Annotated in this window: 17 protein-coding genes; 6 read left to right on the forward strand and 11 right to left on the reverse strand. The window is 30.2% G+C overall.

All coding sequences use genetic code 11. From position 1 onward, the window contains the following. Window positions 1-27: 27 nt before the first annotated feature. A complete protein-coding gene (locus KO361_04245) occupies window positions 28-1,110 on the reverse strand; it encodes a hypothetical protein (GenBank protein ID MCC7574775.1) in 1,083 nt (360 codons plus the stop codon). A gap of 2 nt (window positions 1,111-1,112) precedes the next feature. Next, window positions 1,113-1,670, reverse strand: coding sequence for a LemA family protein (locus KO361_04250; GenBank protein ID MCC7574776.1), 558 nt, complete (start codon window positions 1,668-1,670; stop codon window positions 1,113-1,115). A 316-nt stretch (window positions 1,671-1,986) separates the two neighbouring features. On the opposite strand from KO361_04250, the gene KO361_04255 reads away from it, so the two are divergent. Then, complete coding sequence (locus KO361_04255; GenBank protein ID MCC7574777.1) at window positions 1,987-2,334, forward strand: hypothetical protein; 348 nt, start codon at window positions 1,987-1,989, stop codon at window positions 2,332-2,334. Between the two features lie 86 nt (window positions 2,335-2,420). On the opposite strand, the gene KO361_04260 is transcribed toward KO361_04255, so the two are convergent. The 5 genes from KO361_04260 to KO361_04280 form a co-directional block, all read right to left on the reverse strand. Next, complete coding sequence (locus KO361_04260) at window positions 2,421-2,870, reverse strand: HD domain-containing protein (protein ID MCC7574778.1); 450 nt, start codon at window positions 2,868-2,870, stop codon at window positions 2,421-2,423. 378 nt (window positions 2,871-3,248) lie between these two features. After that, window positions 3,249-4,862, reverse strand: coding sequence for a chaperonin GroEL (groL, locus tag KO361_04265; protein MCC7574779.1), 1,614 nt, complete (start codon window positions 4,860-4,862; stop codon window positions 3,249-3,251). A gap of 10 nt (window positions 4,863-4,872) precedes the next feature. Beyond that, complete coding sequence (gene groES, locus KO361_04270; GenBank protein ID MCC7574780.1) at window positions 4,873-5,145, reverse strand: co-chaperone GroES; 273 nt, start codon at window positions 5,143-5,145, stop codon at window positions 4,873-4,875. A gap of 159 nt (window positions 5,146-5,304) precedes the next feature. Then, window positions 5,305-5,718, reverse strand: a complete 414-nt coding sequence (locus tag KO361_04275) for a hypothetical protein (GenBank protein MCC7574781.1) — start codon at window positions 5,716-5,718, stop codon at window positions 5,305-5,307. A 173-nt stretch (window positions 5,719-5,891) separates the two neighbouring features. Next, the gene (locus KO361_04280; GenBank protein ID MCC7574782.1) at window positions 5,892-6,383 is read right to left on the reverse strand and encodes an Hsp20/alpha crystallin family protein; all 492 of its coding nucleotides are present in this window, start codon (window positions 6,381-6,383) and stop codon (window positions 5,892-5,894) included. 175 nt (window positions 6,384-6,558) lie between these two features. Here KO361_04280 and KO361_04285 point away from each other — a divergent pair, with 175 nt between their 5' ends. The 5 genes from KO361_04285 (at window position 6,559) to KO361_04305 (ending at window position 11,462) form a co-directional block, all read left to right on the forward strand. After that, window positions 6,559-6,972, forward strand: coding sequence for a winged helix-turn-helix transcriptional regulator (locus KO361_04285; protein MCC7574783.1), 414 nt, complete (start codon window positions 6,559-6,561; stop codon window positions 6,970-6,972). 66 nt (window positions 6,973-7,038) lie between these two features. After that, window positions 7,039-8,025, forward strand: a complete 987-nt coding sequence (locus KO361_04290; protein ID MCC7574784.1) for a MoxR family ATPase — start codon at window positions 7,039-7,041, stop codon at window positions 8,023-8,025. A 19-nt stretch (window positions 8,026-8,044) separates the two neighbouring features. Beyond that, window positions 8,045-8,926, forward strand: a complete 882-nt coding sequence (locus tag KO361_04295; protein ID MCC7574785.1) for a DUF58 domain-containing protein — start codon at window positions 8,045-8,047, stop codon at window positions 8,924-8,926. Further along, window positions 8,926-9,876, forward strand: coding sequence for a VWA domain-containing protein (locus KO361_04300; protein MCC7574786.1), 951 nt, complete (start codon window positions 8,926-8,928; stop codon window positions 9,874-9,876). The genes KO361_04295 and KO361_04300 overlap by 1 nt, the downstream gene beginning before the upstream one ends. 41 nt (window positions 9,877-9,917) lie before the next feature. Then, the gene (locus tag KO361_04305; GenBank protein ID MCC7574787.1) at window positions 9,918-11,462 is read left to right on the forward strand and encodes a DUF4175 domain-containing protein; all 1,545 of its coding nucleotides are present in this window, start codon (window positions 9,918-9,920) and stop codon (window positions 11,460-11,462) included. 409 nt (window positions 11,463-11,871) lie between these two features. Here the strand turns inward: KO361_04305 and KO361_04310 are convergent, their stop codons facing one another. The 4 genes from KO361_04310 to KO361_04325 all read right to left on the reverse strand — a co-directional run bounded on the left by KO361_04310 (window position 11,872) and on the right by KO361_04325 (window position 14,968). Beyond that, on the reverse strand, window positions 11,872-12,969 hold the full coding sequence (locus tag KO361_04310; GenBank protein MCC7574788.1) for a nucleotidyltransferase domain-containing protein: 1,098 nt from the start codon (window positions 12,967-12,969) through the stop codon (window positions 11,872-11,874). Continuing rightward, window positions 12,950-13,267, reverse strand: coding sequence for a hypothetical protein (locus KO361_04315; protein ID MCC7574789.1), 318 nt, complete (start codon window positions 13,265-13,267; stop codon window positions 12,950-12,952). The genes KO361_04310 and KO361_04315 overlap by 20 nt, the downstream gene beginning before the upstream one ends. A 34-nt stretch (window positions 13,268-13,301) precedes the next feature. Beyond that, the gene (locus KO361_04320) at window positions 13,302-13,661 is read right to left on the reverse strand and encodes a hypothetical protein (protein ID MCC7574790.1); all 360 of its coding nucleotides are present in this window, start codon (window positions 13,659-13,661) and stop codon (window positions 13,302-13,304) included. 398 nt (window positions 13,662-14,059) lie between these two features. After that, window positions 14,060-14,968 (reverse strand): hypothetical protein, encoded by a 909-nt coding sequence (locus KO361_04325; GenBank protein ID MCC7574791.1) that lies wholly within the window; start codon window positions 14,966-14,968, stop codon window positions 14,060-14,062. Window positions 14,969-15,174: the final 206 nt, after the last annotated feature.

A 15,174-nucleotide genomic window follows, 5' to 3' on the forward strand; every position in this document is an offset into this window, starting at 1 on the left:
AATAAATATATAATTATTGTCATTTTATTAATCTAAGTAATTAATTATTTCGTCTGATACTTTAATCATTGTTTCTAATTCTTTTTTTAATTCGTTTTTGTCTTCTTCTTTTATGTCGCTGGATTTGAAGAAATTCATTTTTGTTTTTCTAAGTATTCTTCCGGGAGCGTAGAAAACAACTGCGTTTTCTGCAAACAAAACAGATAATCCGTTCGTTGAGCGTCTAGTAAAGAATCCATTTCCTTTTTTTTTGTAATCAGATATTTTTACTAGTTCTTCTTGCACTCTAGGTGTTAATATCTGGGTTATGTTCATGTGTTTATCTGTTTTTTTTCCTTTGTATGAGAAAGCGAATGTGTCGTTAAACTTTATGGATTCTGTTTTTATTTTTTTGTTCGTGAAAAAATTTGCTATTTTGCTAATCACTCCTTCAGGGTATAAATAAAATCTTGATTCTAGTCTTCTTGGTAGTTTTATTATGAAGTAATGATCTGTGAATTTTTGATGCTTCGTGTTTCCTTTGTTGTCTCTGCTTACTCTTGTGTAATTAAATAATCCTGATGTGAAATTGTGTTTTTTCCCGTTTATATTAGTGGTTCCCCAGAATATGTCTTCTAAGTTTTGATCTTGATCGCCTCTGTTGAAGACTTCGGTGTATTTATGGGCGTAATCTCTCCATAATTTGTGATTTTTATCAGGCCAATACAAGTAATTATTTTCTTTTGCTACTTCTAATTTTATTAAGTCTCTTCTTATTGATTGTACTTTGAAGTGAAATACTATTAATAAAATAAATGATCCTATGATTATTAATGTGTTCATTATGAAAAAAGATGTTTGGGTATAATGGCTTAGAAGTCTTGATATTGTAAAGGCTAGTATTATTATTCCTATTATTTTTAAAAAAGTTTTTTTTACGTATCCGGGATTATTTTTTAGGAATAAGTACTTAGCGTGATTCTTTACGTTTTTTTCTTTTATTAAAGAAACAACTGGTGATTTTCCTGTGGGGTCCCATTCTTCGTGGTTTTGAGGTAAGTTAGAATATAGTTCTTTTTTTGCTTGTTCTATATGTTCTTCTTTTGCTAAGTTTAGAAATCCGAAAACCATGTTTATTCATTCACCAATATTTTTTTAGATTCTCTTTCTTTAGTTTCATATAATTTTTCTTGTTTGAAACTAAAAAGTTTAGCTAATAAGTTACTAGGAAATATTTCTATTTTGGTGTTGTAACTCGTTACGTTCTCGTTATAAATTCTTCTTGAAGCAGCGATTTGATCCTCTGTGTTTCTTAATTGTTTTTGTAAATCCAAAAAATTCTTGTTAGCTTTTAAGTCAGGATAATTCTCTGATACTGCGAATAATGATTTGACTGCGCTGTTTAGTTCACTTTCTGTGTTGGCCATTTTTTGGACGTCTTTTCTTTTTCTTGCTTCTTCTAAGTGCGATCTTGCTTTCGTAACTTCTTCCATGATTGTTTTTTCGTGTTTTGCATATCCTTTAACAACGCTTACAAGGTTAGGTATTAAGTCTGTTCTTCTTTTTAATTGAACATCTATTCCTGAGAATGATTTTTTCACGTAATTCTTCATGGTTATTAAGCGATTATAGGTGAATATGAACCATGCTAGAATTATTAGTAGTATTATTAAAATTGTTTGGTTATCCATGTAAGGTTTTAAACAAGGTTTATTTATAAATATTATTTTTTCCACACACATATTTTAACCATTATTAAGTGATTAAAAAAAACATATTTAAATACTTGGTGTCTTAATATTTATTTATGATGAACAACAGAATACTAAACAAATTCATTAATGAATATGATTTAGATAAAAAAATGTTTTATCAATAGTATCAACAAAAGAATTAGCTCAACTAAAAACTTGGGGTTACAACGTAGAAGACTTACTTAATCATTTAAGTGATAATCACAATAAATTATTACATGGCTCAAGAAAAGAAATTAAAGAAGGATATCTTATGTCTAAAGCAGGAAATATTTACGCATCAAATATAGCGTCTACAGCTATGATGAAAGCAATAATATCGAACGAAGACCTAAGTTTTCCGGGCTTAGAATATTCTTATTTCATTAACAAATTAAACCTTTTAAAAATAAAGATTCACGGAATAAACAATCAAACAATAGGGGAATCAGGATTCGTTTACGTAATTAATAACACTCAAGGATTTAAGAATAGTCCTGCTTATTCCTGGCAATACGTAAGTAAAGAAGAAAAAATACCTATCGCTGCGATAATACCAATACAAAGAAAAGATTTCACATATCAAATAATTGACGTAACTAACAAAAAAATAATACAATAATTACTAATAAAAAATTACTGATCAAAATATTCATTTTTTCTTAAATAGTCCAATAATTTAAAGAAAACACTTTTCAACTCAAGGAATTATTCAGACCATCCTTTCCAATCTTGCTTATAATCCAATTCATGAATTTCTGCATCTAAAGCATCTATTGCTTTTGCGAATTTCGATTCTAAAGTTTTTTGTTCTTCATATTCAGTAAATAGTTTTAGGAATTTATTGTTTAATGGAGTTGGTAATTCTGTATGTAATAATTTCATTGCTTTTTTTTCTTTCTCAGATTTATCTAATCTTTTAATTTCAGGATGTAATGGTGAATCTCCAGCTTCAATTTCTACAACATCATGATACATTAAAAGTTCATAAACTTTTAATCTGTCTAAATTAAAATTATTTCTAGAAAGAAAAAAATCAGCAAGGATTAAACAACTCCAAGAATGTTCAGCAGTACTTTCTTTTCTATCTTCAACTGAATTGAAACGATAAACTGTTTTTAATTTATTAAAGATTCTGAATTTGTGAATATCTTCCATATAAATAGATTATTTGAAACTATTTAATAAATATATAGAAAGCCTTTAGAAAAATATATTTCATTTAACATCGGGGTTTAGAGAAGTTTTTGTGACAGCAAAAATTTGGGTGTAGTGAGGTACAACCGAACGAAACCTCTAAATCCTTGTTAAATACTTCCGATAGGAACGAGGGATAACTGCGAGTGGTTTTTTGCGAAGCAAAAAAATCCTGAAGAGTAAAATTTCCATTTTTAATAAATTCGACCGTAGGGAGTGTATATGTGCGTAGCACTGGGGAGTTCCGTTCCTTCAAAAGAGCAAATGCGACACATCAAGAACAAGTATCTGGGGGCGAGAAGAATATATCAAAATAAATAAATTAAAAAATAGTGATCCTTAGATCACTATCGCAGTTGTTTTCTCATCTTTTTCTTCATCAAATTCTGTTACCAATGCTTCTGTTGTTAGAATCATTGCAGAGATTGATGCAGAGTTTTGTAGTGCGTTTCGAACAACTTTTGTTGGATCAATAACTCCTGCTTTGAATAAGTCTTCATAGCAGTCTTTTTTCGCATTGTATCCTACTTTTATGTCTTTTTCTTGTTTTAGTCTTGAAAGGACTTCTGCTCCTTCTTTTCCTGCATTTTTAGCAATTTGTCTTATTGGTTCTTCAAGAGCTCTCTTTACAATTGTAACTCCTATCTTTTGGTCGTTTTCAAGTTTTAGTTCTTCAAGACTTTTAGTTGCTCTATAAAGAGTTACTCCTCCTCCCGGAATCACACCTTCTTCAACTGCTGCTTTCGTAGCGTTAAGTGCATCATCAATTCTCATCTTTTTTTCTTTGAGTTCAGTTTCTGTTACAGCACCTACTTTAATGACTGCAACTCCTCCTCCAAGTTTAGCAAGCCTTTTTTTCAGATCTGTTTTTTTGAAATCTGAATCTGCTAGTTTTACTTGAGATTCAATTAATGCTTTTCTAGCTTGAAGATGCTTTTTTTCTCCTTTTCCTTCAACAATGATTGTTTTTTCTTTATCTACTTTTATTTTTCTTGCACTTCCAAGCCAATCAGCAGTGAAGTTTTCAAGTTTCATCCCTTTATCTTCTGAGACGACTTTTGCTCCTGTTAAAATTGCTATATCTTCAAGCATTTCTTTTTGTTCATCTCCAAAGCCAGGAGCTTTAATAGCACATACTTTGATTGCACCTCTAATAAGGTTGAGTATGATTGCTGCTTGAGCATCTCCTTCAATATCTTCTGCAATGATGAATAGAGGTTTTCCTTCTTGAGCAACTTTTTCAAGAACTGGTACGAGTTGTTTCATTGAAGATAGTTTTTTATCTGTGATTAAGATGTATGGTTCTTCTTGTTCACAAATCATTTTTTCATTATCTGTTGCCATGTAAGGTGATATGAATCCTCTATCAAATTGCATGCCTTCAACAACTTCAAGTTCTGTTTTCATGCTTTTGCCATCTTCAACAGTTATGACTCCGTTATTACCTACTTTTTCCATTGCATCAGCAATAAGTTTTCCAATGACTTCATCATTATTTGCAGAGATGGTTGCAACTTGTTGTATTTTTTCTTTATCACTCACATCAACACTTTGTTCTTTTAAGAAGTTAACAACTGTCTCTGTTGCTTTCTCAATTCCTTTTTTTACTTCTATTGGATTTGCTCCTGAAGTAATATTTTTTAATCCTTCATTAACCATGATTTGAGTTAGTAGGGTTGCGGTTGTTGTACCATCACCTGCATTATCTTGCGTTTTTGATGCTACTTCTTTGATGAGTTTTGCACCCATATTTTCAAACTTATCTTTAAGTGCTATTTCTTTTGCAATAGTTACTCCATCATTTGTTACTAAAGGATGTGCAGATTTATCTAGCACAACATTTCTTCCCTTAGGACCAAGAGTGACTTTTACAGTATTTGCTACTTTATCAACCCCTCTAATAAGCGCTTGTCTTGCGTTTTCATCAAACATTATTTGTTTTGCTTCTGCCATTTTTTTCACCTCACTCTATTTTTGCAAGCACGTCTTTGAAATCGATGAAAATGTGCTTTTCTCCATTTATTTCGATATCTTCTGAGCTGTAACCACCGTAAAGAACTTTGTCTCCTTCTTTTAGTGGAAGCTCTTTTCCGTCTTTGTACTGTCCAACTGCTACGACAACTCCTTCTTTTCTTTCTTCTTTAGCAGAGTCAGGTATGTAGATACCGCCAGCAGTCTTTTCTTCTTTTTTGTGCTGTTTGATAAGCACTCGTTCACCCATTGGTTTTATGTTCATTTTTCATACCTCCAATTATTTTTTTAAATGTTTAATTCCCTTTTTGGTGAGATCCACTTTTGTACATCGTTTTCCTCAAGCATTTTGAATTCAAGTTTGTCTAATGACTATTTGTATAGTTTTCCAGCTAGTTTTATGTTGTAGTTGCTTTTTCTTTGTTCACACATATTGACTGCCTCTTTGAAATTGATTGATAGAATTTGAAAAGAAAACATTAGGTTTTGAATTTTGAATCGTTGATTCCAGCAACACTTCAAGTTCCAAGTTTTGCAATACATCTTCTACTGCGTTGTATTCATCAATTCCTTGACCCGTTACAATTACTGTCTTGTTATTTATCTTGACATGAACATCGCATCTGATGATGTTTTTTTTAATTGGCTGTTCTGTGAAATAAATAGAGATTTCATTTATAGAATTAAGATTATTCTGTTCTTCCAAAAATTGTTTAATATTTTGTTTAACCCACATATAATCAATAGAGGGCACTTCTGATTCTATTTGTATATCTTTTTTAGAAATAGGTTCTGTCATTATTTTTTTTAAACTTTGTAATTGCGTTAGTTGAGTCATATAAAATCACCTCCTAATATTATGATTTTGTATGTTTCAAATAAAGCAAAAAAGCAGAAACAGGGTTTCTGCTTTGCTAAAATTTTTTGTGGAGTCTAGAAATTTTTAGTTTTAAATCCCTAAACAACCATTTTAATTTTAATCTCCAGTTTGACAGTTTCATTTTTATCCCTCTATTTAATTTGTAGGAGTTTCTTTTTCTTCTCTTCAATTTTCAATTTTGGAACTGTTATTTTTAGGACTCCGTCTTTGTACTCCGCATTTGCTTTGTCGGGGTCTACACTATTTGGCAGTGCAAAGCTTCTGTAAAATCCTGCAAAGCTTCTTTCGAGTCTATACATGCCTTTTTTCTTATCTTCTTCTTTAAGCTCATTTTTCTTTTCTGCTTTAATTTCAATAGCATCTTCCGTAACGTTTACTTTAATATCTTTTTTATCAACGCCGGGCATGTCTACTTCTGCAATAACTTCTTTATCTGTTTCATATAGATCAGATACTGGTGCTTTATAGTTACTTGATACTAATCCTTTGTTTTTCCCAGACCCATCTTCTAGTAAAAAATTGTTTCCGATTAATGGTTCAGTGTCGAAAAAATTGCTAAATATTGAGTCCATTTGTTCTTGCATTCTTCTCATTTCATCCCAAATTGAATATCTTCTTTGCATTGTGATGCACCTCCATTTTGTTTTGAATTGTTTTGGTTGAGCTTAGCTCAACAAATAGTATAAATTAACTTTTATTTAAATTTTTCTATTTTTAATGCTATAAATCAAGTTATAATTAATTCATTTCATTATTTTAGCGAAACATTTAAATATTATTTATGTAATAAAAATTTTTATGTCTCAACAAATCATACTAAGAAATTTGCAAAGACCAAAAGATATCGATGTAACTGAAGATATTGAATGGCTTGGAAATAGCTTTGGCTTTAGTGCAGGAAGAGATACAGAGAAAGTAACTGCTCAAATTTTAAAGAACGTGCTTCAAGAGGTTGCACTCGAGGGGTCAACTTCAACAGAAAAGATAGCTGAAGACCTTGATCTATCCAGCCAAAGAGTAAATTATCATTTAAGAACTCTGATGGATGCGGGATTTTTATTTAGGGAAAAAAGACTTATTTTTGTAAGACAAGGAAGTGTAAAGTCAGCTGTTGAAGAAATGAGACGTGATGCAAACAGAATCTTTGACAATCTTTCAAAAATAGGAGAAGAAATAGATGAAGCACTTGGCTTTAGAAACCGACAAAGCTAACTATTTCCAAAAATGATGCTAATAAGACTTTAGCATTTTCTCTTATGTCAAAGGAGGTGTATGGGCTTGAATAAGGAAATACAGGAGTTAAATGAAAAGGCAAAAAAATACTCGGAAAAATTACAAAAGGTCCATTCTGAAATAAGTAAAGTAATTGTTGGACAAGATAAAATCATAGAGAAATTACTTATTGCATTAATTTCTAACGGTCATGTTCTTATTGAGGGAGTGCCTGGTCTTGCTAAGACTTTAATGATTAAAACTTTATCTGAATGTCTTGATAGCGATTTTGCAAGATTACAATTTACACCAGATCTTCTTCCAGCAGATATAACTGGAACAAAAATTTATGATCACAAAAACGGAACATTCAAAACAGTACAAGGACCAATATTTACAAACTTCATTTTAGCTGATGAAATTAATAGAGCCCCGCCAAAAGTTCAATCAGCACTTCTTGAAGCAATGCAAGAAAAACAAGTAAGTATTCAAGGAGAAACAATAATTCTGCCAAAACCGTTTATGGTGTTAGCAACTCAAAACCCTATAGAAAGTGAGGGAACATACAAATTACCAGAGGCACAAATAGATCGTTTTATGTTTAAACTATTAATTGATTATCCCGATATTAATGGTGAAGAAGAAATAATTGAACGATTTACAGAAGGTATTAAAATAAGCATTTCTAAAAATTTAACTGCTAAACAAATACTCGAAATGCAAGAATTCAATCAAAAAATATATGCAGATAAAAAAATTAAACGATACGTAGCAGAACTTGTAGATGCAACAAGACATCCAGAAAAATACGGACTTGACTTAAACGGAAGTATAGAGTATGGCGCTTCGCCAAGAGCCTCGCTTTGGCTCATATTAGCTGCTAAAGCTCATGCAATTTTGAAAGGAAGAGGGTATGTAAAGCCTGAAGATGTAAAATCAATTGCGTATGATGTTTTAAGACACAGAGTTCTTTTAACATATGAAGCTGAAGCAGAAGAAAATACGAGTGATGAAATAATAACGCACATACTTGATAAAGTAAAAGTTCCATAACAAGTGAGGTTTGTTTAGAATGCTTCAGACAAAAGAGGTAATTGCACAAGTAAAAAAAATAGAGATTGCAACCAAACATTTAGTTGATGGTTTAATGGCTGGCAATTACCACTCCATCTTTAAAGGACAAGGAATAGAATTTTCTGAAATAAGAGATTATCGACCAGGAGATGATATAAGAGCAATTGACTGGAAAGTAACTGCAAGATTTAATCATCCATTTATTAAAGAATTTATTGAAGAAAGGGATTTAAGAGTTTTTTTTGCATTTGATTTTTCTGCTTCTGGAAACTTTGGGAACATTGTAGAAAAGAGAAGAAAAGCAATAGAAATGACTGCCACACTCATGTTTTCAGCATTAAGAAACAATGACAATGTCGGTTTGTTCGTATTTACTGATGGTGTTGAAAAATATATTCCTGCAAGAAAAGGCAGAAGACACGTTCTAAAACTTATCAGTAGTTTAGTAACTCATGAACCTCAATCAAAAGCGACTAATATTAAAAAATCTTTATCTTACATTACTAATGTAATAAAGAAAAGAAGCATCTTATTTATCATATCCGATTTTTATTCTGAAGATTTTGCAGGAGCCTTAACTGCTCTAAGAAATAGGCATGATGTTATTGCAATAAAAGTAGGAGATAATAGAGAATCTGAGCTTCCCGATATTGGACTTATTCAATTGGAAGATGAAGAAACAGGAGAGCAAATTCTTTTGGATACTTCAGATAAAGAATTTAGAGAAAATTATACTAAAGTTATGAAAACACAAAACAATAAACTTGAAGTTCTTTTCAAAAAACATAAAATAGATACAGTAGAAGTAACAACTGATGAAGCTTATGAAATACCTTTACGTAAATTCTTTAGAACAAGACAAAAAAAGGTGATATCATAATGGCAGGATTTGAATCACCTTGGGTATTAGTATTTTTGTTTTTTATTCCCTTGTTGTTTTATGTTTATAAGAGAATTATTGATAAAAAGAAAAAAGATGCTATAAAATTTAGTAATATTGGGTTTATTAAATCTGCCCTTGGAGATAAAAAGAAATCAAAAAGAAATGATGTATTATTTTATATCGCACTTTTGGTTTTAGTGTTTATGATTATTGGCTTTGCCAATCCTCACATCCCCTTAAAACAAGCAAGAGAAGGGGTCAATGTAGTTTTAGTTCTTGATGTGTCTGGAAGTATGCAGGCAACAGATTATAAACCAAATAGACTTGAAGCTATGAAAAGTTCTGCAGAACTACTCATAAAAGACCTTGAAGAAAAAGATCATATAGGAATCATCACATTTGAATCAGGTGCAACGACTGCTGCTTATTTAAGTCCATATAAAGAAAAAGCAATTCAAAAACTTAGAAGTATAAGTCTGCGAGAAGGAAGAACTGCGATAGGGGATGGACTTGCAATGGGGGTTGACATGGCAACTTCAATACCAAACAAGAAAAAAGTAATTATTTTATTAAGCGATGGAGTTAATAATGCAGGAGTAATAAGTCCAGAAGAAGCAATTTTATTTGCACGAAATAATAATATTCAAGTTCATACTATAGGTATGGGTTCAGCTGGAGAAGTAATTCTTGGTTATGATTGGTTTGGAAGACCACAATATGCAGAATTTGATGCCGCGACATTAAAAAAGATTGCTGAAGAAACCGGAGGCAAATATTTTGAATCAGTTGATGAAAAAACACTAAATAATATTTATGATAATTTAAATGATGAAATAAAAAGAGAAAAAGAAGAAACTAACATAAAAGATTGGTTCTTTATTGCATCAATGATAACTTTTTTGACATATTTATATTTACGATATGGGGGAAAGAGGATAATACAATGAAATTTTTTCAACATTTCAAGCATACATCAAAGATGTATACAATGAATCGAAAAATCGTGTTTATTATCGTACTTTTTATGCTAGCAACTCCTTTGGTGTCTGCTAAAGATATAACTATTTCATTAGATCAATCAGAATACTATTTTACAATCGGTGAAGATGCAATAATTAATTTGCAATCAGAGAACACTTACAAAGAACAAATAAATGGCATGTTAAGTTATACAATAACCCAATCGATAAATCAAGGTAATTTTCAATACTCCAGCTCAAACACGAAATCAACCTCTTTTTCAGTTGATAAAGGAGAAACACAAATACCCATTAGTTTTGGAACTTCAGATACTCCAATGACTTTAGCTATTACATTACAGTTTTCATATACTAAAGATGAATTAAGAATTGTAAATTTAGACAATATCAAAATACACTTTGTAAGTGATGAATCACAAAAAAATAATCAACAAAACCAAGTAAGTAGTTCTTCTCAAGTTGCATCTGAATCTACTCAACAACAAAATGATCCTTTTGCACAACAAGAACAAAGAATGCAACAAATGATTGATCAAATGTTTGGCAACCAGCAACAGCAACAACCACAAAGTGCACAGCAAAAACTGCAAAACAATCAATTATCACAGGATAGTTCTGCTCTCAAACAACAGATGGAAAAACAGATTCAAGAACAACAACAAATGAAAGAGGAATTTCAAAAATCATTAGCACAAAACCAGGAATTTCAAAAAGAACACCAAGAATTATTAAATCAAGGATATAATCTAACTAATGCTAATTTTAATCCTTCCTCCAATAACACAGGCAATTTTGAGTTAGAATATCAAAAACCTAATGGAGAAGAAGCAACTCTGCAAGGTCAAATGAATAATGGAGAGATACAAAACATCCAAAAATATACGGCGGAATTAAGACAACAAATGATGGATAAACTTCAAGAAAATAAGCAATTCCAAGAATATCAAAAACAGCTTCAAGAACAAGGTTATTTACAGCAAGATATGCATTTTACACAAGAACAAAACAAAACAAACGTACAACTAAACTATATGAATCAAAATAATGAGACAGCAAGCATAACAGCAGAGATAGTGAATAATACAGTTCAAAATGTAGAATTACAAAATGGAGAAAAAGAAAAGAAAAATTATTGGTGGGTTCTACCAGTTATTATTCTCCTTGCATTAGTAGGATATTTTGCATACAAAAAACTTCATCAAAAACCCGAACCAGAGTCTGTTATTAAAAAGAAAATCGAAAAGCCATATGACTACAAGAAAGAAAGTTTAAAGTTACTTGAAAAATCTAAAAAAGAATTTGCTTTTAAAAAATATAAAGACGCTTACGGAACGGCAGGGCAAGCATTAAGACTATATTTAAGCTATGAAAACAAGCTCAACAAAGAAATAACTAATGATGAACTAATAGATTATTTAAAACAAAATAAAAAGAGCCATAAAGAAATTAAAGAATGTTTTGATCTGTGTTCATTAGTGGAATTTGCAAAATATGAAGCTAATAAGAAAGATTTTGAGAGAATTATAGATATCGCAACTAATATTATTGCATAATGTTCTTATTTCATTATAAAATATACCTTTTCGAGCAACGAAGTTACAAGTGAATATGTCTGAAAGACCTAAGGAACCCTCTATTTTTTGTTTCTTTTTTTCTAAAAAAGAAAAGAGGAATTCAAATTTTATTGAACTTAACATCGGGGTTTAGAGAAGTTTTGCCGTAGGCAAAATTTGGGTGTAGTGAGGTGCAACCGAACGAAACCTCTAAATCCTTGTTAAATACTTCCGATAGGAACGAGGGATAACTGCAAGTGGTTTTTTGCGAAGCAAAAAAATCCCGAAGAGTTATTTTCAAAGGCGTCCAATCTAAAGGAAGAAGTGATACTTAAAGGACAAGCATCTAGGACGATTTTATTTTTATCAAGCACGAAAGTGCCTTCTAATGAATACATCAAGGCGAAAACTATTTTTCATATATTTGTTTAAGATTAGTTAATGTTAAAGGTTTATTTCCTAAACTTAATTGCTCCGCGTTTTGAGAGAAACTTTGTATGTATGATAAGCATAATTTTTTCATTCTATTATTATTTTGATAACTTGATAAATATTCTTTTTGAAGATTAGATTTTCGTTTATTATATTCGATTATCTTTTGTGAAATTGGTTTTTCTAAAATAGTTTTTTTGTATTGGTTGAAAGTATTTTCATCTCCAAAGATTAATTTTCCAGAAAACATCGCATCAGTAAGAGCAATATCTAAATTATCTCTTCGATTTTGAAAATCTTCTCTGTTTAATTCCGCAATATCGAGCCATCCATTAAAATATTGATTTGAAGAATTACTTGAAACGATACATAAATCAATATCACTTTCAGGTTTTTGAGAACCATAAAGAACAACAAAATCAACATTACCAAAATTAGAACCATATAATTTTTTAACAACATCTAAAACTTTATTTTCATCGTAATGTTTAGGAAAACCCATCTGAGAAATTAAACCAAATCTTGAAAGCCGACTTTCAGCATCTTCGAAGAATTCAAAAAGTTGTGCATAATCCCCTCTTAAACCATTCTTTTTAGAAATCCATACTTTAGAATTTTCAGTTTCTTGGCAAAGTAAAGCTTCAAGCCAAACAGCAAAACCCTCATAATTGTGAATATTATGTTTAGCAATACCAAACATTTGTTCTTGCGAGTTAATTTTATCAAACATAAAACTTTTTTCATCACCATTATTCTGAATTAGTTCAGTAAGTTTTTTTCCAATCTGGGAGTGTTCAACAAATAAACCATGACCATACAATTCATGAAAAATATTACTAGTCAAAAAAGAACTATCAGTTCTAACATAAGCAGAAAATGAAGCAGGAACATAAATCCCAGAACTATTCATATCAAAATTATTAGTTTGACAAAACTCTTGCCAATTTTCAAAAGAATAAGGTTTAAGTTTCGATTTTTTAATATCAAAACCAAACTCAGAAGTAACAAAAGAAGAAGCACCAGTTAATAATAAATCAAGAGAGGTCATTTTTGATCTATTTCTTAATAAATTCACAATTCTCTTGAATGAAAGTAGTTAGTTTATCTCTTGATTCTGTTTGAATATATAAAAATATTTTATCACAACCTATAACTTGAAAAATTTTGTTCTTTTTTTCACCATAAGTCATTGAAGAATCTTTCTCGTCCATTATTTTAGGATCATTACCCATATAATCTTGAATGTCTGGAATTTTTATTCCTAAAGTTTTTAATAATTTGAATAAAAAAGTATAATATGGTTCCTGTTTTTTTAAAATTAATTCAACATAATCTTCCCTATTACTAATTCCAACAATTTTTTGTTTTTCCATTTTTAAATCCAATAAATAAAAAAATAAAGAGTGTTTACTCTTTATCTTTAAACAAGTAACTCAAATCAATTTTGTGTGCATCTCCTAGAGCTTTTGCACTAAAATCTTTTTTTGCACCAAATAAATCATAATTAATATGGATAGTACTATCATGCTGACTAAAGTCATATCTTTCTTGAAGACCATTACCTAAATCTTTTCTAATATTACCTTGTGATCCTGTTTGGAATCCACTTCCCATAGAACCAATTGGATTAAATGGTTTTGGTGAATCAAAACTATATAGTTGTGTTGTTCCGCCTGTGTATGTATCTATTGTTTGATACATTCTATTTCGTGGAATATTTGGTACAAAAGTGGTTTCTAACATTTGTTCTAGAGCTTGACTTGCCATTTTTGTTTTACCCCCTCAAAATTTTTCAGTCATTTGACTGACAATTATTACTAAAAAATTGAAATATATAAAGTTTATGTTGATTTTTTCGGAAGATATTTGGAACTCTTGAAATATTTTCGATATCCTCAAAAATAATTGTTTTTGTTGGATTTTCGGAAATAGTTTTCTCGCTTTTATATAATAAAATTGTCCCCTTCCACCTTTAGCCACTAAAAATTATTTCATTTAACATCAGGGATAAAAGAAGTTTTTCTGGAACGAAGTGGAAGAAAAATTTGGGAAAATTCAGCAGGAATTTTCCTCTAAATCCTTGTAAAATTCCCCTGACCGTAGGGAGAGCCTGCAAGGCGTGGGTCGAGGAGCGAAGTGACGAAGAAGTCTGTCTTAGCCCGTTCTTATCTTTTGTAATATTTTTCAAATATTTTTAAACAAACACCTATATTTTCAGAATACCAGTTTTCTATAGAATCTAATTCGGTGTAAATACTATGTGAAAAACTTGGTGTGTTTGTGATGAAATCATAATATTTTTTTAAATATTCTTCATTTTTTAATTCTGCTTCATAATATTTTTCTTGAAGCAATAGCATTATTAATTCTCTGTAAATTTCTTCAATTTCAATTAATTGGTCATATTCTTGAAGTTCTTCTTTAGAATATTTTTGAATGCCTGTATTGTTTATTTTTATTTCTACTTGTTTTAAATCTCTTAATGTTTTTTGAGATTCATCCAATTTTTTTAAAGCTTCATAATATTTTTCGTTTTCAACATTTAAAACAGTTAACGCTTCTTCATTTTCATATTTTTCTTGCAAACTAATTTTTTCTTTAATTAACTCTGTCCAAATATGATAAGAATTCATATTGTTCAAACAATCTTCTAATTTATTTTTGTTATCTGCATAATCATCTATTTTAGAATGGATTTCATCTAAAATGATTTTCTGAGATTCGGATAATTTGTTAAGATTAGATTCGCTTTCAGCATTTAAAAACACACTTGTCAACTCTTCAAAAGAGTTCATATCTTTTTTTAATTCGTTTTCAATATTCTTCATATTTGTAAGGTATGTGTTTGTTATAAATGCAAGATTAACTAATCGATCAAAACCATGATTTAAATTATAATTATATAAATCAGTATTTATATTACTTAAATATACATCCATTTGATTATTTATGTTTTCCAGACTTTCTGCAAAATAATCAAGTTCTTTTTGTTGTTCACAACCAGTTAATATAATTAAACACAAAATAGAAATTAAAAAAATAGATTTGCCGAATTTTAAGTTTTTAGAGCTCATATTACAATATTTAAGAAGTATTTATATAAATATTTCTTTTTTAGGGCTAAGACAGATTGGATTTTACATCAGGATTTAGAGAAGTTTTCGGAACGAAGTGGAAGAAAAATTTGGGAAAATTCAGCAAGAATTTTCCTCTAAATCCTTGTTAAATGAGGGTGAGCGAAGCGAAAGGCTGCAAGCCGTCCCCGAGGATTTGCGAAGCA

It is taken from the genome of Candidatus Woesearchaeota archaeon (assembly GCA_020854775.1).
In the GTDB taxonomy this organism is placed as follows: domain Archaea; phylum Nanobdellota; class Nanobdellia; order Woesearchaeales; family 21-14-0-10-32-9; genus 21-14-0-10-32-9.

What these genes read in the sequence shown, in the direction of transcription:
- groES (MCC7574780.1), bottom strand. Translation starts at nt 5,145, where the DNA reads ATGAACATAAAACCAATGGGTGAACGAGTGCTTATCAAACAGCACAAA.
- groL (MCC7574779.1), bottom strand. Translation starts at nt 4,862, where the DNA reads ATGGCAGAAGCAAAACAAATAATGTTTGATGAAAACGCAAGACAAGCG.
- KO361_04325 (MCC7574791.1), bottom strand. Translation starts at nt 14,968, where the DNA reads ATGAGCTCTAAAAACTTAAAATTCGGCAAATCTATTTTTTTAATTTCT.
- KO361_04280 (MCC7574782.1), bottom strand. Translation starts at nt 6,383, where the DNA reads ATGCAAAGAAGATATTCAATTTGGGATGAAATGAGAAGAATGCAAGAA.
- KO361_04285 (MCC7574783.1), top strand. Translation starts at nt 6,559, where the DNA reads ATGTCTCAACAAATCATACTAAGAAATTTGCAAAGACCAAAAGATATC.
- KO361_04260 (MCC7574778.1), bottom strand. Translation starts at nt 2,870, where the DNA reads ATGGAAGATATTCACAAATTCAGAATCTTTAATAAATTAAAAACAGTT.
- KO361_04250 (MCC7574776.1), bottom strand. Translation starts at nt 1,670, where the DNA reads ATGGATAACCAAACAATTTTAATAATACTACTAATAATTCTAGCATGG.
- KO361_04315 (MCC7574789.1), bottom strand. Translation starts at nt 13,267, where the DNA reads ATGGAAAAACAAAAAATTGTTGGAATTAGTAATAGGGAAGATTATGTT.
- KO361_04245 (MCC7574775.1), bottom strand. Translation starts at nt 1,110, where the DNA reads ATGGTTTTCGGATTTCTAAACTTAGCAAAAGAAGAACATATAGAACAA.
- KO361_04305 (MCC7574787.1), top strand. Translation starts at nt 9,918, where the DNA reads ATGAATCGAAAAATCGTGTTTATTATCGTACTTTTTATGCTAGCAACT.
- KO361_04275 (MCC7574781.1), bottom strand. Translation starts at nt 5,718, where the DNA reads ATGACTCAACTAACGCAATTACAAAGTTTAAAAAAAATAATGACAGAA.
- KO361_04300 (MCC7574786.1), top strand. Translation starts at nt 8,926, where the DNA reads ATGGCAGGATTTGAATCACCTTGGGTATTAGTATTTTTGTTTTTTATT.
- KO361_04295 (MCC7574785.1), top strand. Translation starts at nt 8,045, where the DNA reads ATGCTTCAGACAAAAGAGGTAATTGCACAAGTAAAAAAAATAGAGATT.
- KO361_04320 (MCC7574790.1), bottom strand. Translation starts at nt 13,661, where the DNA reads ATGGCAAGTCAAGCTCTAGAACAAATGTTAGAAACCACTTTTGTACCA.
- KO361_04255 (MCC7574777.1), top strand. Translation starts at nt 1,987, where the DNA reads ATGTCTAAAGCAGGAAATATTTACGCATCAAATATAGCGTCTACAGCT.